The organism is Pseudomonas sihuiensis (assembly GCF_900106015.1).
Taxonomy (GTDB): domain Bacteria; phylum Pseudomonadota; class Gammaproteobacteria; order Pseudomonadales; family Pseudomonadaceae; genus Aquipseudomonas; species Aquipseudomonas sihuiensis.
Window position 1 is genome coordinate 552,809 of the sequence record NZ_LT629797.1, and the last position, 17,593, is coordinate 570,401.

A 17,593-nucleotide genomic window follows, 5' to 3' on the forward strand; every position below is an offset into this window, starting at 1 on the left:
GGCCGCCTGATTCCGTGGATATCCCTATGAAAAGCGCAGAAATCCGTGAAGCCTTCCTGAGCTTCTTCGAAGAAAAAGGGCACACCCGTGTCGCTTCCAGCTCGCTGATTCCGGCGAACGACCCGACCCTGCTGTTCACCAACGCGGGCATGAACCAGTTCAAGGACTGCTTCCTGGGCCTGGAAAAGCGCGCCTATACCCGTGCCACCACTAGCCAGAAGTGCGTGCGTGCCGGCGGCAAGCACAACGACCTGGAAAACGTCGGCTACACCGCGCGTCACCACACCTTCTTCGAGATGCTGGGCAACTTCAGCTTCGGCGACTATTTCAAGCGTGACGCCATTCATTACGCCTGGGAATTCCTGACCTCCGACAAGTGGCTGAACCTGCCCAAGGAAAAGCTCTGGGTCACCGTCTACGCCACCGATGACGAAGCCTACGAGATCTGGAACAAGGAAATTGGCGTACCGGCCGAGCGCATGATCCGCATCGGCGACAACAAGGGTGCGCCATACGCTTCCGACAACTTCTGGGCGATGGGTGACACCGGTCCGTGCGGCCCGTGCACCGAGATCTTCTTCGACCACGGCGAGCACATCTGGGGCGGCCCACCCGGCAGCCCGGAAGAAGATGGTGATCGCTACATCGAGATCTGGAACAACGTGTTCATGCAGTTCAACCGCACTGCAGATGGCGTCCTGCACCCGCTGCCGGCGCCGAGCGTGGACACCGGCATGGGCCTGGAGCGCATCAGCGCCGTGCTGCAGCACGTCAACTCGAACTACGAGATCGACCTGTTCCAGAACCTGCTGGCCGCCTCGGCCAAGGCCATCGGCTGCGGCAACGAAGGCCAGGCTTCGCTGAAGGTGGTGGCTGACCATATCCGTTCCTGCAGCTTCCTGATCGCCGACGGCGTTACCCCGTCCAACGAAGGCCGTGGCTACGTGCTGCGCCGCATCGTGCGCCGCGCTTGCCGCCACGGTAACAAACTGGGCGCCAAGGGCAGCTTCTTCTACCAGATCGTCGCCGCCCTGGTGGCCGAGATGGGCGAAGCCTTTCCCGAGCTCAAGCAGCAGCAGGCGCACATCGAGCGCGTGCTGAAGACTGAAGAAGAGCAGTTCGCCAAGACCCTGGAGCAGGGCCTGAAGATTCTCGAGCAGGATCTGGCCGGCCTGCAGGGCTCGGTCATTCCGGGCGACGTGGTGTTCAAGCTGTACGACACCTATGGCTTCCCGGTTGACCTGACTGCCGACATCGCCCGCGAGCGCGAGCTGTCGGTGGACGAAGAAGGCTTTGAGCGTGAAATGGAGGCTCAGCGCGAGCGCGCTCGTTCCGCCAGCTCCTTCGGCATGGACTACAACGCCCTGGTCAAGGTCGACGCCGACACCCGCTTCCTCGGCTACGAAGGCACCAGCGGCAGCGGCAAGATCATTGCTTTGTTCAAGGCCGGTGCTGCGGTCGACAGCCTCGCCGAAGGCGAGGAGGGCGTGGTGGTGCTGGATCAGACCCCGTTCTACGCCGAATCCGGTGGCCAGATCGGTGACTGCGGTTACCTGGAAAGTGCCGGCGTACGCTTCGACGTGCGCGACACTACCAAGGCCGGCGGCGCCTTCCTGCACCACGGTGTGGTGGCCAAGGGCGGCCTGAGTGTCGGCACCAGCGTCAAGGCTGAAGCCGAAGCCGGCGTGCGTCAGGCCACCGCGCTGAACCACTCCGCGACTCACCTGCTGCACGCCGCGCTGCGTCAGGTGCTGGGCGATCACGTGCAGCAGAAGGGCTCGCTGGTCGACAGTCAGCGCCTGCGTTTCGACTTCAGCCACTTCGAGGCGATCAAGCCCGAGCAGATCAAGCAGCTGGAAGACATCGTCAACGCCGAGATTCGCAAGAACTCCGAGGTCGAGACCGAAGAAACCGATATCGAAACCGCCAAGGCCAAGGGCGCCATGGCGCTTTTCGGCGAGAAGTACGGTGATCAGGTGCGTGTGCTGAGCATGGGCGGCGACTTCTCCGTCGAGCTCTGCGGCGGTACCCACGTATCGCGTACTGGCGACATCGGTCTGTTCAAGATCACCAGCGAAGGCGGCGTGGCCGCTGGCGTGCGTCGTATCGAAGCGGTCACTGGCGCAGCCGCGCTGGCCTGGCTCAATGGCGCCGAGGAGCAGCTCAAGGAAGCCGCTTCCCTGGTCAAGGGCAGCCGCGACAACGTGCTGGACAAGCTCTCGGCCCTGATCGAGCGCAACCGTCAGCTGGAAAAGGAGCTGGAGCAGCTCAAGGCCAAGGCCGCCAGCGCCGCCGGTAACGACCTGGCCGGTTCGGCCGTGGACGTCAAGGGCACCAAGGTGCTGGCTGCGCGTCTCGATGGTCTGGACGGTAAGGCGCTGCTGGCGCTGGTCGACCAGTTGAAGAACAAGCTGGGCAGCGCTGTGATTCTGCTCGGTGGTGTGTTCGACGAGAAGGTGGTGCTGGTCGCTGGTGTGACCCAGGATCTGACCGCCAAGGTCAAGGCCGGTGACCTGATGCGTCAGGCCGCGGCAGCCGTGGGCGGCAAGGGTGGCGGTCGCCCGGACATGGCTCAGGGCGGCGGCGTAGATGCCGGCAAGCTGGATGAAGCCCTGGCTCTGGCCGCTACTCTGGTCGAGCAGGCTTCGTAACGAGCGAGAAAGCGGGGCCCGCAGTGCGTCCGGCGGGCCTTGGCAGTATGACCCGATGCGGGTTTAATGGGCGCCCTTCGAGGAATCAGGCGGCTTTTTGAAATGGCTTTGATCGTACAGAAGTTTGGGGGCACCTCCGTCGGCACCATCGAGCGTATCGCGCAGGTGGCCGACAAGGTGAAGAAGTTCCGCGAGAACGGTGACGACATCGTCGTCGTGGTTTCCGCCATGAGCGGCGAAACCAACCGCCTGATCGATCTGGCCAAACAGATCACCGATGGCGAGCCGGTTGCGCGTGAGCTGGATGTCATGGTGTCCACCGGTGAGCAGGTGACCATTGCCCTGCTGGCCATGGCGCTGATCAAGCGCGGCGTGCCGGCGGTGTCCTACACCGGCAACCAGGTGCGCATCCTCACCGACAGCGCGCACAACAAGGCGCGCATTCTGCAGATCGATGACCAGAAGATTCGTACTGATCTCAAGGCCGGTCGCGTCGTCGTCGTCGCCGGCTTCCAGGGTGTCGACGAGCACGGCAATATCACCACCCTCGGTCGTGGCGGTTCCGACACCACCGGCGTGGCTCTGGCTGCGGCGCTGAAAGCCGACGAGTGCCAGATCTACACCGACGTCGATGGTGTCTACACCACCGACCCGCGTGTGGTGCCCAAGGCTCAGCGTCTGGAAAAGATCACCTTTGAAGAGATGCTGGAAATGGCCAGCCTCGGCTCCAAGGTGTTGCAGATTCGTTCGGTGGAGTTCGCCGGCAAGTACAACGTCCCGCTGCGCGTCCTGCACAGCTTCCAGGAGGGGCCGGGCACCCTCATTACCCTTGATGAAGAGGAATCCATGGAACAGCCGATCATTTCCGGCATCGCTTTCAACCGCGACGAAGCCAAGCTGACCATCCGTGGGGTACCGGATATCCCCGGCATCGCCTTCAAGATTCTCGGCCCGATCAGCGCCGCCAACATCGAAGTGGACATGATCGTGCAGAACGTCTCGCACGATAACACCACCGATTTCACCTTCACCGTGCACCGCAACGACTACAACAACGCCCTCGGCGTGCTGCAGAAGACAGCAGACGAGCTGGGCGCCCGTGAAGTGGTCGGCGACACCAATATCGCCAAGGTATCCATCGTCGGTGTCGGTATGCGCTCCCATGCCGGTGTTGCCAGCCGTATGTTCGAAGCCCTGGCCAAGGAGACCATCAATATCCAGATGATCTCCACCTCCGAGATCAAGGTTTCCGTGGTGATCGAGGAGAAGTATCTGGAGCTGGCGGTACGCGCTCTGCATACCGCTTTCGAGCTGGATGCCCCGGCCCGACAGGGCGAGTGATTCAACTGATTTGAAAGGCGCGGCTGGTTCCGCGCCTTTCGTCTTTTTGACTGGCATGTGGGAACTTTCTTTCTGCGCGTGCTGGTCAATACTTGGGTGGAGGCTTTCAGGCTTGATTTAGCGGGAAGCCGGCACCATTTTCTTTTTGCAGACTGTTGTCCTGAGAAATGTAATCCGTTGAGGAGAAAGGAATGCTGATTCTGACTCGCCGGGTCGGAGAGACCCTGATGGTCGGTGATGATGTGACTGTCACCGTGTTGGGTGTGAAAGGTAACCAGGTGCGCATTGGTGTCAATGCGCCGAAAGAGGTTGCCGTACACCGTGAAGAAATCTACCAGCGCATCCAGAAAGAGAAGGGTGACGAACCAAGCCACTAATTTTTCTACAAATTTTTGTTTGCAAACGGGGAAAACATGTTTATCATGCGCCCCGTGTTGCGGAGAGGTGGCCGAGTGGCCGAAGGCGCTCCCCTGCTAAGGGAGTACACCTCAAAAGGGTGTCGGGGGTTCGAATCCCCCCTTCTCCGCCATTATTCAGCGAGTCAGGCGTAAGCCGGGCTGGCGAATCAACCAGAGGTGATCTGGTATAAAAGCACCAAACGGACTCATAGCTCAGCTGGATAGAGTACTCGGCTACGAACCGAGCGGTCGGAGGTTCGAATCCTCCTGAGTCCGCCATATTCAATGGCTTGCATCGCTGCAAGCCATTTTGTTTCAACCAGTGGTGATCTGGTCTAAAAGCGCCAAAGTGTGGACTCATAGCTCAGCTGGATAGAGTACTCGGCTACGAACCGAGCGGTCGGAGGTTCGAATCCTCCTGAGTCCGCCATATTCAATGGCGATGCAGCGATGCAGCGCCATGCTTCAACCAGCGGTGATCTGGTCTAAAAGCGCCAAAGTGTGGACTCATAGCTCAGCTGGATAGAGTACTCGGCTACGAACCGAGCGGTCGGAGGTTCGAATCCTCCTGAGTCCGCCATACCCAAAGGGCCTGCAGCAATGCAGGCCCTTTTTCTTTGCGCATCATTTCTTCACGCAGCCGGCTTCGTCGAAACTGACCTGCCGGCTGCTGCCGCCTTTGCGTTTTTCGCGGTAGTGATAGCGCTGCTGCCCATTGCTGCTCGTGACTCTGTCCGGCTTGCCCAGGCTGCTTTCCACGTCGGCGCGGCTCATGCCGCGGCGCACTTCCTTGCGGATGATTGCCTGGCGCCTTTCGCTGCTGGTCAGCAGGTTGCCGCAGCCATCGTCCTGTTGGCCGACGATGACCACCTCGCCACTGCTTGCCGAGGCAGTTGTCGTACGTCGGCCTGGGTCGGCCAGGGGGATTGGCTTGCCGCTACTGGGCGTGTGGTTGCGCGCATCCTGCAGATGCTGCTGCTGATCGTCGGTGCAGCCGTGGCGGGTGAAGGTGATATGGCCGTCAGCGTCGACGCAGCGGAACACGCTGGCGGCCGAGCTGTCTGCAATAGGGTAGAGAAGCGCAGCGGCCAGTAGCGCTGCGACGTGCTGTCCTCGCATGAATCGTCCTCCGTGACGTTTGCCTGCTTCAGGTTAGACCGTTTTTTCGCGCTCGCCAGGGTGTCCTGGCGGGGAGCGCTGACGTCGCATAGCCAGGTTTTCATGCGAGATCGAAGTTTGTGATGCAAGCAGTTGTTCTTGCCGCGCTTTTGTCACGTACAAAGCTGTTTTGCGGTGTTATCATTCGCCGCGTCAGCCCCGCCGGGGCTTGTGGAATACCACCATGGACTTACCCAGTAGTTACTCAATACTCCCCTCGCACAATCGTGTAAGACCTGATTGATCCCCTCTGGCGTGCCCGCCAACTGGGGGTGGAGCGCGCTATGACTGAAGTAGAAGCCAAAAAGCCGCAAGAGAGCTTGCAGGATCGCCTGGCTCAGGTGATCGAACTGCTGCATCGGCACAAGCTGGTCGAAGACCTGACTCATCGTCAGGAAGGCCAGCATCACGACCGGGTCGAGAACCTGGTGCATCGTCAGAATCTCGTCGAGCTGCAGCGCAAGCTCGAAGATCTGCACCCTGCGGACATTGCCCACATCCTCGAAGCCTTGCCGCTCGACGAACGTCTGACCGTCTGGCAGCTGGTCAAGTCCGAGCGCGATGGCGACATCTTGCTGGAAGTCTCTGACGCGGTACGGGAAACCTTGATCGCCGACATGGACGATCACGAGATTCTCGCCGCGGCCAAGGACCTGGACGCCGACGAACTCGCCGACCTGGCGCCGGAACTGCCGCGCGACGTCGTTCATGAGCTGATGGAATCGCTCGACGCCCAGCAGCGCGAGCGTGTGCGTTCGGCCCTGTCCTATGAAGAGGATCAGGTCGGCGCGCTGATGGACTTCGAGATGGTCACCATCCGCGAAGACGTCAGCCTGGAAGTGGTTCTGCGTTACCTGCGCCGCCTGAAAGAGCTGCCGGGCCATACCGACAAGCTGTTCGTGGTCGATTACGACGGCGTGCTCAAGGGCGTGCTGCCGATCAAGCGCCTGCTGGTCAACGACCCGGACAAGCAGGTCGGCGAAGTCATGGCCGACGATCCGGTAAGTTTTCACCCGGATGAGGACGGTTATGACGCCGCCCAGGCCTTCGAACGTTACGACCTGATTTCCGCCCCGGTGGTGGACAAGAACGGCAAGCTGATCGGCCGTCTGACCATCGACGAGATGGTCGACCTGATCCGTGAGGAAAGCGAAAGCGAAGTGCTGAACATGGCCGGTCTGCGCGAGGAAGAAGACATCTTCGCCTCGGTGTGGAAGTCGGTGCGCAACCGTTGGGCCTGGCTGGCTATCAACCTGGTCACCGCATTCCTGGCTTCGCGGGTGATCGGCCTGTTCGAAGGCTCGATCGAGAAGCTGGTGGCGCTGGCGGCGCTGATGCCCATCGTCGCCGGTATCGGCGGCAACTCCGGCAACCAGACTATCACCATGATCGTACGCGCCATGGCGCTGGATCAGGTCAGCACCGGTAACACCGCGCGGCTGGTGCGCAAGGAACTGGGGGTTTCCCTGATCAACGGCATCCTCTGGGGCGGCGTGATTGGTGGGGTGGCCTATTACCTGTACGACAGCTGGTCGCTGGGTGTGGTGATGACGGCGGCCATGACCCTCAACCTGCTGCTTGCGGCGCTGATGGGGGTGCTGATCCCCATGACCCTGGCACGCCTGGGGCGCGACCCGGCCATGGGGGCCAGCGTGATGATCACTGCCATGACCGACAGCGGCGGTTTCTTCATCTTCCTGGGGTTGGCGTCGATCTTCCTGATGTAGGTCGCTTCAGTTCATCAGCTCGACCAGCCGCCAGGTATCGAGAAAGGCCGTGACCCGGGTGATCCGGCCGTTCTCCAGCTGCATGTGCCAGGAGTAACTGTTCTCGTAGCGACTGCCGTCCTTGGCGGTCGCCTGGCCATCCCAGTGCACGACCACGTAAGGTCCCTGCGCCACGATCTGGCGGACGGTGGGCACGATGGGCGTGGCCAGTTTGTCAGTGATGGGTTTGACTGCATCTTCCATGAACGCCTCTCGCGTGGGGTAAGTCCCGGAGTACGGGCTGCTGCCGGCCACGACCCAGACGGCATCATCGGCCAGCAACTGGAAGATGCCGCCTTGGCCTGCGCGCCAATCATCGAAGGCTTTCTGAATCAGGGCCTGATTGGCCGCGGTGTTGTCACTTGCCCAGGCCGGGAGGCAGAGGGATGCGCTCAGTAGCAATACGGCGATGATCTTGTGCATGTTCATGGGCATTTTTCCTTGGCTGATGAATAGCGTTATTCGTCTATTGGGTTGCTTTTGCGGCGCAGTACCATGCCGCCGTGGTAGAGCACGTCGTTGATGAATTCGCCATCGGCGGTAAACCCGGTGTCGTCGACGTAGTCGATGTGGTTGCCGGTGACGCGGTAGTTGCCCTGGTAGGCGCTTTCGCGATTGCCGCGTGCCTCGTCATAACGGCCGTTGGCCAATAGCTCATGGCGGACATGGCCGTCGTCCGTTACCCACATGCCTACATAAGGATGCGGGTTCTCGGATTGCGCCAGTGACACGCCGGGTAGCAAGGCGCCGCTGATCAGCAGCGCTGCGACAGTAGTCTTCGCTGACATGGTGGTCTCCATCAATGAGGGCTGGCGGTTGGGCGCACGATCAGTTCGCTGACGTCGACGTCGTCGGGCTGTTCGACTGCATAGGCCACGGCGCGGGCGATGGCGTCTGGCGTGATGGCGACGCGACGGAAAGCTTGCATCGCCTCGCGCGCACTGGCATCGGAGATGCTGTCGGCCAGTTCGGACTCGACCACGCCAGGGCAGATGGTGGTGACGCGGATGCGCTCGCTTTCCTGGCGCAGGCCGTCGGAAATCGCCCAGACGGCATATTTGGTGGCGCAGTAGACCGCTGCTGTCGGCGATACGGCATGGGCGCCGATGGAGGCGATATTTATGACCTGGCCGCGTCCGCGTTCTTCCATGCCTGGCAGTACGGCGGCAATACCGTGCAGCACGCCCCTGATGTTGACGTCGATCATGCGATTCCACTCATCCACCTTCAGGGCATTGAGCGGCGACAGTGGCATGACCCCGGCGTTGTTGATGATCACGTCGACGGGGCCGTGCTGCGCTTCGGCATGCTCGACGAAGGCCTGCATATCGTGCAGTTGGCTGACGTCGAGGGCGCGGCAGGAGGCATGTTGACCTTGTGCCTGCAGTTCTTCTACCAGTGCCTGCAGGCGCTCGATGCGCCGTGCACCGAGGGCTACCTGATGACCCAGGCTTGCCAGGTGTCTGGCGGTGGCTTCGCCGATGCCGCTGCTGGCGCCGGTGATGAGGATGACTTTGCTCATGTCGGTCTCCATTGCGTTGTGGAGCGTCCATGCTAGGCAGGGGCCGGCCGGCTGCTAAGTCTCGTTACTCTTTCGATATTGCCTGTTTCTATTGAATGCTTCCTACAATACCCGGGTATTGATAACGAGTCGAAAGCGGCGCATGAGCATGAGTCCTGAGAGCATCAAGCGACGTATGGTCGAACTGATGCTGCGTCTGGCCCCCGAGGAGGGGTACACCGCGGCGCAGCTCGACGGGGTTACCTTCATGCGCTCCAATCGCTCGCTGCCGGTTACCCCGGCGCTGTACGAGCCGAGCATCGTGATCGTGATCCAGGGGCGCAAGAGCGGACTGCACGACGGCAATCTGTATGTTTACGATGCGCAGCACTATCTGGTGCTGGCGCTGCCCCTGCCGTTCTCCATCGAAACCGAGGCCAGTGCCGAAGAGCCCATGCTGGGGGTGGCGCTGCGTGTCGACCCGCTGTTGGTGGCCGAGCTGGTCATGGATCTGCAAGAGCCCCAGCCCACTCAACCGGCAACGCTTTATTCCAGTCCGATGGATGCGCGCTTGAGTGATGCCACGTTGCGCCTGCTGGAGGCCCTGGCTGACCCTGAGGAGGTGCGCCTGCTCGGCCCATCGATTCTGCGTGAGATCGTCTTTCGCGTGCTGCAGGGTGAGCAGGGCAATGGCCTGCGCGCGACCCTGGCGCAGAACAGTCATTTCGGTCGTATCGCGCGCGTCCTGCAGCGGATTCACCGGGATTATCAGCAATCGCTCGATGTGCCTTCGCTGGCCGAAGTCGCCAGCATGAGCGTGCCGACTTTCCATGTGCATTTCAAGGCGATGACCAGTCGCTCACCGCTGCAGTACCTCAAGGCCATTCGCCTGCATCAGGCGCGCCTGCTGATGATCCGCAACGACATGAGTGCGCTCAGCGCTGCGCAGCGCGTCGGGTATGAAAGTCCGTCGCAGTTCAATCGGGAGTTCAAGCGTCTGTTCGGGCGTACCCCCGGTGATGAGACGCGTCACTTCAAGACCCTGCTGAGGCTTGCTCCTGCCGTTGATACCGTGGTTCGCTCGGCATCCTGAGGCTGCGCTCGCCGGGCCTTTCTGCCTCTTTGGTAGTGGGTGCTGATAAACCACTACATAAATAGCCCGTTCGTCCCTTTTGGCGTTTGCTTCAAACGCTCGTTTCACGCTAAGGTTCGCCAGCTTTGCCCAGGTACTGACCCTGGGCGCTCCTAATCAATAATGAATGCAGCCCCTTAGCTGCTGGCCAAAGGAGCCAAGATGACCCCCAGTGAACTGCTGCTCGAGGGTGTCGAACTCATGCTGTTCGGCATGGGCTTCGTATTTGTCTTTCTGGTGTTGCTGGTGGGTGTGGTCAGTCTGATGTCACGTCTGATCGCGACCTTCGCTCCGCCCGCGCCGACCCCGGCCATTTCTTCTCCAGCGCCTAGTGTCGAGTCGGCCAGCCATGGGCCGGATGCAGAGACACTGGTCGCCATCCAATCCGCTATTGCCCAGCACCGCGCGCGCCGCGGTTGATCAGGTTCAGAGGGAGCACCTGTATGACTGCCGTAAAACAAGCACTCGGAATCACCGATGTGGTGCTGCGTGATGCGCATCAGTCGATCCTGGCGACGCGTGTTCGTCTCGAAGACATGCTGCCGATTGCGCCCAAGCTCGATCAGGTCGGCTTCTGGTCGGTGGAGTCCTGGGGCGGCGCGACCTTCGATGCCTGCATTCGTTACCTCGGCGAAGACCCCTGGGAGCGCATCCGCGAACTGAAGAAGGCCATGCCCAACACCCGTCAGCAGATGCTGCTGCGTGGGCAGAACCTGCTCGGCTACCGCCACTACGCCGACGATGTGGTGGAGAAGTTCGTCGAGCGTGCGGCGGTCAACGGCGTCGATGTGTTCCGCGTGTTCGATGCGATGAACGATCCGCGCAATCTGGAAACCGCGCTCAAGGCCGTGAAGAAGCAGGACAAACATGCCCAGGGCACCATCTCCTACACCACCAGCCCGGTGCACACCTTGGATATGTGGGTCGACCTGGCCAAGCAGATCGAAGACATGGGCGCCGATTCGGTGGCCATCAAGGACATGGCGGGCATCCTTACCCCGTACACCGCCTTCGAGCTGGTGTCGCGCCTGAAGGCCAGCCTGGCGATTCCGGTTCACATGCAGTGCCACGCCACGGCGGGGCTGTCGTCGGTGGCCATTCTCAAGGCGGTGGAAGCCGGTATCGACAACGTCGACACCGCGATTTCCTCGCTGTCGATGACCTATGGTCATTCGCCGACCGAATCGGTGGTGGCCATGTTCCAGGGCACCGAGCGTGACACCGGGCTCAACCTGGAGCTGCTGGAGGAAATCGCCGCCTACTTCCGCGAAGTGCGCAAGAAGTACGCGAAGTTCGAGGGCAACCTCAAGGGTGTCGATTCGCGCATCCTGGTTGCTCAGGTGCCCGGAGGCATGCTCACCAACATGGAAAGCCAGCTCAAAGAGCAGGGCGCCCAGGACAAGTTCGACCAGGTGCTGGCCGAGATTCCGCGCGTGCGCGAAGATCTCGGCTTCATCCCGCTGGTGACGCCCACGTCGCAGATCGTCGGCACCCAGGCGGTGATCAACGTGCTCACTGGCGAGCGCTACAAGTCCATCACCAAGGAAACCGCCGGCGTGCTCAAGGGCGAGTACGGCGCCGCGCCCGCGCCGTTCAACGCCGAGCTGCAGGCCCGTGTACTCGATGGCAGCGAGGCCATTACCTGCCGCCCGGCCGACCTGCTCGAGGCCGAAATGGACAAGCTGAGCGCCGAGCTCAAGGGCATTGCCCGGGAGAAAGGCATCAAGCTGGCCGCCGACGAGATCGACGACGTGCTGACTTACGCGCTGTTCCCGCAGATCGGTTTGAAGTTCCTGGAAAATCGCGGCAATCCGGCGGCATTCGAGCCGGCGCCGACCGGTAAGGAAACCCCGGCTCGCGAGGCCGGCAAGCCCGAGGTCTACACCGTCGAGGTCAATGGCAAATCCTTCGTCGTGCAGGTGGGCGAAGGTGGCGATATCGAAGGCATCAAGCCCGTCGGTGGCGCAGCGAGCGCCGCACCGGCGGCGGCTCCGGCCGCAGTCGGCGGCGGCGAGCCGCAAGCCGCGCCATTGGCTGGCAATATCTTCAAGGTGTTGGTGCAACCTGGCCAGGCCGTGGAGGAGGGTCAACTGGTGATCATCCTCGAAGCAATGAAGATGGAAACCGAGATCCGCGCCTTCAAGGCCGGCACCGTCGGTGCCGTCAACGTCAAGGTCGGCGATGCAGTGGCAGTGGGCGCAAGCCTGCTGACCATCGGCTGAGGGGCGCGTCATGGAAAAGCTGCTCAAGCTCTGGCAGAGCACCGGTCTGTACCATCTGGAGCCCGGTCAGGCGTTCATGATCGCGGTGTGTCTGTTGCTGATTTACCTGGCCATCAAAAAGGGCTTCGAGCCGCTGTTGCTGCTGCCCATTGGTTTTGGTGGCCTGTTGGCGAACATCCCGGTGGCCAACATGGCAGAGGGGGCGGGCTTTCTGCACCTGATCTACGAGGTAGGCCTGCCTACCAGTATCTTCCCGCTGCTGATTTTTTTGGGTGTCGGCGCTATGACCGATTTCGGGCCGATGCTGGCCAACCCCAAAACGCTGCTGTTGGGTGCTGCTGCGCAGTTCGGTATTTTCGGTACGCTGCTCGGCGCCTTGGCGCTGACCGCGTTGGGTATTCCCGGTATGGAGTTCACACTCAAGGAGGCTGCCTCCATCGCCATCATTGGCGGTGCTGACGGGCCGACCTCGATCTTCGTGACCTCCAAGCTGGCGCCGCATCTACTTGGTCCTATTGCAGTTGCGGCCTATGCCTATATGGCGCTGGTGCCCCTGATTCAGCCGCCGATCATGCGTGCGCTGACCACCAAGGAAGAGCGCGCCATCGTCATGCAGCAACTGCGCCCGGTGGGGCAGACCGAGAAGATCATATTCCCCATCGTGCTGTGCGTTCTGATCGGGATGCTGCTGCCTGACGCCGCGCCGTTGATCGGCATGTTTGCCCTCGGCAATCTGCTACGCGAGGCCGGTGTGGTCGAGCGTCTGGCCGATACATCGCGCAATGCGCTGATCAATATCGTCACCATCTTCCTTGGCCTGACCGTAGGCTCCAAACTCTCAGCCGATTCCTTCCTGCAACTTAAAACCCTGGGAATTCTCTCTCTGGGCATGTTGGCTTTCTGCGCCGGCACTGCTGCAGGGGTGCTGATGGCCAAGCTGATGAATGTGTTCAGCAGCAACAAGGTCAATCCGTTGATCGGCTCGGCGGGTGTGTCGGCAGTGCCGATGGCGGCTCGGGTATCGAACAAGGTCGGCCTGGAGGCCAACCCGCAGAACTTCCTGCTGATGCATGCCATGGGGCCGAACGTGGCCGGGGTGATCGGCTCGGCCGTGGCGGCGGGGGTGTTGCTCAGTTTCGTTGGCTGATAGGCGCGGAGTTCGCTCCGCGTCTTTTCGTTGCCCATAAAAAAACCGGCTCAAGGCCGGTTTTTTTATGGGCTCGCCTCAGGCTTCTTCGGCGGCCATTTCCACGTCGTGGGCAATCAGAGCGACCAGCGCGTTTTGCTGGCGGCGCGACAACTGACGAAAACGCTGCAGCAATTCACGCTCATGGAGGCTCAGTTCGGGGCTGTCGAGACGCAGACTGAGATCGTCATCCAGCGCACCTTCCTGAAGCATGCTTTGCTCCAGGCGGGCGATGATTTCCGAATTCATGCTGCGGTGATGGTTGCGTGCTACGTCAGCGATACGCTCACGCATGCCATCTGGCAAGCGAACGACAAATTTGTCAGCCGTGCGGCTGGAGTAAATAGCCTGTTTCATAGGGCGCATACATTACCGGTTAGTTCAGGGAGCGATACTGGTAGTCAGTGTCGAGATTGTCACCGGTTTGACCGTGTTTCGCACTAGCCGTTCAACCGGTATCGCGTTCTGCGTCATTATGACCCGAGAGTCATCTGAACAGTTCCTTGACGCCAAATACGTGTCGGATTGTGATTCAGGTGGCGGCTTTATGCCAGCACCGATTGTCTGAAATGCGTGGTATTCGGCAGAACTCATCTTGTTGCGTCGCTCGAACATAAAAGTTTCAAGTTTCGTTCACTCAATCGTCATCCGTGGTTCACGGGTCTGACACAGCTTGCGCCTACCTTGGTCTACACCAGAAGGCGCGAGTTAGCTGCCTTCGTATCGACAATGATAGTAGAGGGCCAGCCCATGCGCGCAGCGATTCGAGTCGACCGTCTGAACAAGAGCTTCGGCCGCAAACAGGCGTTGTTCGACCTGGCGCTGTCGGTACAGCCAGGTGAAATGGTGGCCTTGATCGGTGCTTCGGGGTCGGGCAAGTCGACCCTGCTGCGCCATCTCGCCGGCTTGGCACGCGGCGATGCCGGCAGTATCGAAGTGCTCGGTCGCCAGGTCCAGACCGATGGTCGCCTCAACGGCGACGTGCGCCGTCAGCGCGCCGATATCGGCTATATCTTCCAGCAGTTCAATCTGGTCGGCCGCCTCAGTGTGATGCAGAACGTGCTGCTCGGCGGTCTGGGGCGCATGCCGCGCTGGCGCGGCAGCCTCAGTCTGTTCAATGCCGAGGAAAGGCAGCGTGCCATGCAGGCGCTGGAGCGCGTCGGTCTGGCCGAGCTCGCTACGCAGCGTGCTTCGACCCTCTCCGGCGGACAGCAGCAACGCGTGGCCATCGCCCGCGCGCTGTGCCAGCAGGCCGAGGTGATCCTCGCCGACGAGCCGATCGCCTCGCTCGACCCGGAGTCGGCGCGCAAGGTGATGGAGATTCTCGCCGACATCAACCGCTGCGACGGCAAGACGGTGGTGGTGACCCTGCATCAGGTCGACTACGCGGTGCGCTATTGCCAGCGCGCCGTGGCGCTCAAGGGCGGGCGCATTCATTTCGACGGACCCACCGAAAGCTTCAACCCCGATTTCCTCAATGACCTCTACGGCGGCGATCTCGATATCAGCCTGCTGCTGCCGCAAGGGCAGCGCCCACGGGCTGTAGAGCGTCCGCTGGCGCTGGCCAAGGCCTGACGTCGCCTCCCTCATTCGAAACAACAACGCCAACCCGCAACAGGAGTGTGCTCCATGTTCAAACGCATCGGCCAGGTGCTGGCTGCCTCTGCGCTCGTCACCGGTTCCCTGCTGGGCTCGGTCCAGGCCGCCGAGGAACTCAACTTCGGCATCATCTCCACCGAGTCCTCGCAGAACCTCAAGGCCATGTGGGACCCCTTCCTGGCTGACATGAGCAAGCAGACCGGGGTGAAGATCAACGCCTTCTTCGCCCCGGACTATGCCGGGATCATCCAGGGCATGCGCTTCGACAAGGTCGACGTGGCCTGGTACGGCAACAAGTCTGCGATGGAGGCGGTTGATCGCGCCGGCGGCGAGATCTTCGCCCAGACCGTGGCGGCCAACGGCGCGCAGGGTTACTACAGCCTGCTGGTGGCGCACAAGGACAGCTCGATCAACTCGGTCGAGGACATGCTCAAGAACGCCAAGAGCCTGACCTTCGCCAACGGCGACCCCAACTCCACCTCCGGCTACCTGGTACCGGGGTATTACGTGTTCGCCCAGAACAACGCCGACGCCGGCAAGATCTTCAAGCGCTCGCTCAACGGCAGTCATGAGGTCAACGCCTTGTCGGTGGCCAACAAGCAGGTCGATGTCGGCACCTTCAACAGCGAGGGCATGGAGCGTCTGGAAGTGACCGCGCCGGACAAGGCCGCGCAGCTCAAGGTGATCTGGACCTCGCCGCTGATCCCGTCCGACCCCATCGTCTGGCGCAAGAACCTGCCGCAGGAAACCCGCGACAAGCTGCGCGACTTCTTCATGACCTACGGTGCCAAGCCGGAGGAGAAGAAGGTGCTCGCAGGCCTGCAGTGGGGCCAGTTCAAGGCTTCCGACAACGATCAGTTGCTGCCGATTCGTCAGCTCGAACTGTTCAAGAAACGTACTGAAGTAGCCAACAACGACAAGCTCAAGGACGCCGACAAGCAGGCTCAGCTCAAGGAGCTGGACGCCGAGCTGGCCAAGCTGGAGCAGCGTATGGCCGAGCGTGAGAAGCAGGGCGGCGCCAGCGCCGGTTGATCCTGGCAGCCCCTCGGTATCGACTGAGGGGCTGACTGCAGTCGTTTTCCCCGAGATGCCTTGATGACCACTTTGACCACCCATACCCCGACCGTCGATAGCAAACGCAGCTGGTTGCAGTTGATCGGCTCGGGCCTGTTCTTCGCCGTACTTGCCTGGTCCTGGCAGGGCGCGGAAATGAACCCGCTGGCGCTGGTGCGCGATGCCGGCAACATGGCCACCTTCGCCGCCGACTTCTTTCCGCCGGATTTCAGCAACTGGCAGCACTACCTCAAGGAGATGGTGGTTACCGTGCAGATCGCCCTCTGGGGCACGGTGCTGGCCATCGTCTGCGCCATTCCACTGGGCATTCTCTGCTCCGAGAACATCGTGCCCTGGTGGATCTATCAGCCGGTACGCCGGGTGATGGATGCCTGCCGTTCGATCAACGAAATGGTCTTCGCCATGCTCTTCGTCGTCGCGGTCGGCCTCGGCCCCTTCGCTGGCGTGCTGGCGCTGTTCATCAGCACCACCGGGGTGCTGGCCAAGCTGTTCGCCGAGGCGGTCGAGGCCATCGATCCGGGCCCGGTCGAAGGCGTGCGCGCCACCGGCGCCAGTGCCCTGCAGGAAGTGATCTTCGGCGTCATCCCACAGGTGTTGCCGCTGTGGATCTCCTACTCGCTGTACCGCTTCGAGTCCAACGTGCGCTCGGCCACCGTGGTCGGCATGGTCGGCGCTGGCGGTATCGGGGTGATCCTCTGGGAGGCCATACGCGGCTTCCAGTTCGCCCAGACCTGCGCGCTGCTGATCGTGATCATCCTGGTGGTGAGCGCCATCGACATCCTGTCCCAGCGCCTGCGCAAGCTCTTTATCTGAAGGAGGAGGAGGGCGCCTGCGTGCGCCCTTTTCAAACGATGAACTTGTCTAGACAAAGCGAACCGCTGTACCGCGAGCTGGCCGCCGTGTTGCGCGAAGATCTGCAACGCATGAGCCCGGGCGACTACCTGCCGGGCGAGATGCAACTGGCCGCACGTTTTTCCGTCAACCGCCACACCCTGCGCCGCGCGGTGGACGAGCTGGTGCTCGAAGGCCGACTGCTGCGCCGCCAGGGCAAGGGCACCCAGGTGCTGGCCAAGCCGCTGGTGTATCCGGTGGAGGCGGGCAGTGCCTTCAGCCAGTCGCTGTCGGCGCTCGGCCACCGGGTTGAAGCGAAATTGATCGAGCGCCTGCGCCGTGGCGGCAGCAGCGAGGAGTGCCGCCACCTGCAATTGCCCGATGGTAGCGAGCTGATCGAACTGGCCACCCTGCGCCTGCTCGACGGCCAGCCGCTGAGCCTGATCCGTCACCGTTTCTGCGCCAGCCTGGCGCCACTGTTGGCCGACTACCAGGGCGGTTCGCTGCGCCAGTACCTGGCCGAGCGCGACCTGCCGCTGGCGCGCACTTTCAGCCTGATCGGTGCGCGTCTGCCCAGCCGCGAAGAAGCCGCGCACCTGCTGATGCCGCGCCATGCGCCGCTGCTCAGCGTACTCACCCTGTCCCGCGATCCCGCTGGTCGGGCGGTGGAGCTGGCGCAGTCCAGCAGCCGCGCCGACCGCTTCCAGTACCAGGTAGCGACCTGATGGAGACCC

The 17,593-nt window shown here is 61.7% G+C and carries 17 protein-coding genes and 4 tRNA genes; 16 read left to right on the forward strand and 5 right to left on the reverse strand.

What is annotated here, in order from left to right:
* The first annotated feature begins 26 nt into the window (after window positions 1-26).
* From alaS to BLT86_RS02830, 7 genes are all read left to right on the forward strand, one after another.
* Complete coding sequence (gene alaS, locus BLT86_RS02800; RefSeq protein WP_092374501.1) at window positions 27-2,651, forward strand: alanine--tRNA ligase; 2,625 nt, start codon at window positions 27-29, stop codon at window positions 2,649-2,651.
* Between the two features lie 102 nt (window positions 2,652-2,753).
* Complete coding sequence (locus BLT86_RS02805) at window positions 2,754-3,992, forward strand: aspartate kinase (protein WP_017677541.1); 1,239 nt, start codon at window positions 2,754-2,756, stop codon at window positions 3,990-3,992.
* A 191-nt stretch (window positions 3,993-4,183) separates the two neighbouring features.
* The gene (gene csrA, locus BLT86_RS02810) at window positions 4,184-4,369 is read left to right on the forward strand and encodes a carbon storage regulator CsrA (RefSeq protein ID WP_003244478.1); all 186 of its coding nucleotides are present in this window, start codon (window positions 4,184-4,186) and stop codon (window positions 4,367-4,369) included.
* A 61-nt stretch (window positions 4,370-4,430) separates the two neighbouring features.
* A tRNA-Ser gene (locus BLT86_RS02815) sits at window positions 4,431-4,521 on the forward strand.
* Window positions 4,522-4,592: 71 nt separating this feature from the next.
* Window positions 4,593-4,669: transfer RNA gene (locus tag BLT86_RS02820), tRNA-Arg, on the forward strand.
* Window positions 4,670-4,743: 74 nt separating this feature from the next.
* Window positions 4,744-4,820: transfer RNA gene (locus BLT86_RS02825), tRNA-Arg, on the forward strand.
* A gap of 73 nt (window positions 4,821-4,893) precedes the next feature.
* Window positions 4,894-4,970 (forward strand) — tRNA-Arg (locus BLT86_RS02830).
* A 44-nt stretch (window positions 4,971-5,014) separates the two neighbouring features.
* Here BLT86_RS02830 and BLT86_RS02835 read toward each other — a convergent pair.
* Window positions 5,015-5,509 carry a DUF4124 domain-containing protein gene (locus BLT86_RS02835; RefSeq protein WP_017677540.1) on the reverse strand — a complete coding sequence of 165 codons (495 nt, stop codon included), beginning with the start codon at window positions 5,507-5,509 and terminating at the stop codon, window positions 5,015-5,017.
* Window positions 5,510-5,832: 323 nt separating this feature from the next.
* On the opposite strand from BLT86_RS02835, the gene mgtE reads away from it, so the two are divergent.
* The gene (mgtE, locus tag BLT86_RS02840; protein WP_017677539.1) at window positions 5,833-7,275 is read left to right on the forward strand and encodes a magnesium transporter; all 1,443 of its coding nucleotides are present in this window, start codon (window positions 5,833-5,835) and stop codon (window positions 7,273-7,275) included.
* A gap of 6 nt (window positions 7,276-7,281) precedes the next feature.
* On the opposite strand, the gene BLT86_RS02845 is transcribed toward mgtE, so the two are convergent.
* The 3 genes from BLT86_RS02845 to BLT86_RS02855 are packed head-to-tail and all read right to left on the reverse strand — an operon-like array spanning window position 7,282 to window position 8,836.
* Window positions 7,282-7,743, reverse strand: a complete 462-nt coding sequence (locus tag BLT86_RS02845; protein ID WP_017677538.1) for a nuclear transport factor 2 family protein — start codon at window positions 7,741-7,743, stop codon at window positions 7,282-7,284.
* Between the two features lie 29 nt (window positions 7,744-7,772).
* Complete coding sequence (locus tag BLT86_RS02850; RefSeq protein ID WP_092374503.1) at window positions 7,773-8,102, reverse strand: Atu4866 domain-containing protein; 330 nt, start codon at window positions 8,100-8,102, stop codon at window positions 7,773-7,775.
* A gap of 11 nt (window positions 8,103-8,113) precedes the next feature.
* Complete coding sequence (locus tag BLT86_RS02855) at window positions 8,114-8,836, reverse strand: SDR family oxidoreductase (RefSeq protein WP_017677536.1); 723 nt, start codon at window positions 8,834-8,836, stop codon at window positions 8,114-8,116.
* 175 nt (window positions 8,837-9,011) lie between these two features.
* Between BLT86_RS02855 and BLT86_RS02860 the strand changes: the two genes are divergently transcribed.
* The 4 genes from BLT86_RS02860 to BLT86_RS02875 all read left to right on the forward strand — a co-directional run bounded on the left by BLT86_RS02860 (window position 9,012) and on the right by BLT86_RS02875 (window position 13,316).
* Complete coding sequence (locus BLT86_RS02860) at window positions 9,012-9,908, forward strand: AraC family transcriptional regulator (RefSeq protein WP_092380305.1); 897 nt, start codon at window positions 9,012-9,014, stop codon at window positions 9,906-9,908.
* Between the two features lie 201 nt (window positions 9,909-10,109).
* Entirely contained in the window at window positions 10,110-10,367 is a 258-nt protein-coding gene (locus BLT86_RS02865; RefSeq protein ID WP_092374506.1) for an OadG family protein, read from the forward strand.
* Between the two features lie 23 nt (window positions 10,368-10,390).
* Window positions 10,391-12,169, forward strand: a complete 1,779-nt coding sequence (gene oadA / locus BLT86_RS02870; RefSeq protein WP_092374509.1) for a sodium-extruding oxaloacetate decarboxylase subunit alpha — start codon at window positions 10,391-10,393, stop codon at window positions 12,167-12,169.
* Between the two features lie 10 nt (window positions 12,170-12,179).
* Window positions 12,180-13,316: a sodium ion-translocating decarboxylase subunit beta gene (locus tag BLT86_RS02875; RefSeq protein ID WP_017677532.1), complete on the forward strand. Its 1,137-nt coding sequence runs from the start codon at window positions 12,180-12,182 to the stop codon at window positions 13,314-13,316.
* 78 nt (window positions 13,317-13,394) lie between these two features.
* On the opposite strand, the gene BLT86_RS02880 is transcribed toward BLT86_RS02875, so the two are convergent.
* Window positions 13,395-13,721, reverse strand: a complete 327-nt coding sequence (locus BLT86_RS02880) for an Arc family DNA-binding protein (protein WP_003461866.1) — start codon at window positions 13,719-13,721, stop codon at window positions 13,395-13,397.
* Window positions 13,722-14,105: 384 nt separating this feature from the next.
* Between BLT86_RS02880 and phnC the strand changes: the two genes are divergently transcribed.
* The 4 genes from phnC to phnF all read left to right on the forward strand — a co-directional run bounded on the left by phnC (window position 14,106) and on the right by phnF (window position 17,584).
* Window positions 14,106-14,930: a phosphonate ABC transporter ATP-binding protein gene (phnC, locus tag BLT86_RS02885; RefSeq protein WP_017677531.1), complete on the forward strand. Its 825-nt coding sequence runs from the start codon at window positions 14,106-14,108 to the stop codon at window positions 14,928-14,930.
* A gap of 54 nt (window positions 14,931-14,984) precedes the next feature.
* Complete coding sequence (gene phnD / locus BLT86_RS02890) at window positions 14,985-15,986, forward strand: phosphonate ABC transporter substrate-binding protein (protein ID WP_017677530.1); 1,002 nt, start codon at window positions 14,985-14,987, stop codon at window positions 15,984-15,986.
* A 63-nt stretch (window positions 15,987-16,049) separates the two neighbouring features.
* Window positions 16,050-16,841: a phosphonate ABC transporter, permease protein PhnE gene (phnE, locus tag BLT86_RS02895; RefSeq protein ID WP_017677529.1), complete on the forward strand. Its 792-nt coding sequence runs from the start codon at window positions 16,050-16,052 to the stop codon at window positions 16,839-16,841.
* Window positions 16,842-16,861: 20 nt separating this feature from the next.
* The gene (phnF, locus tag BLT86_RS02900; RefSeq protein WP_021488644.1) at window positions 16,862-17,584 is read left to right on the forward strand and encodes a phosphonate metabolism transcriptional regulator PhnF; all 723 of its coding nucleotides are present in this window, start codon (window positions 16,862-16,864) and stop codon (window positions 17,582-17,584) included.
* The last annotated feature ends 9 nt before the right edge of the window (window positions 17,585-17,593 follow it).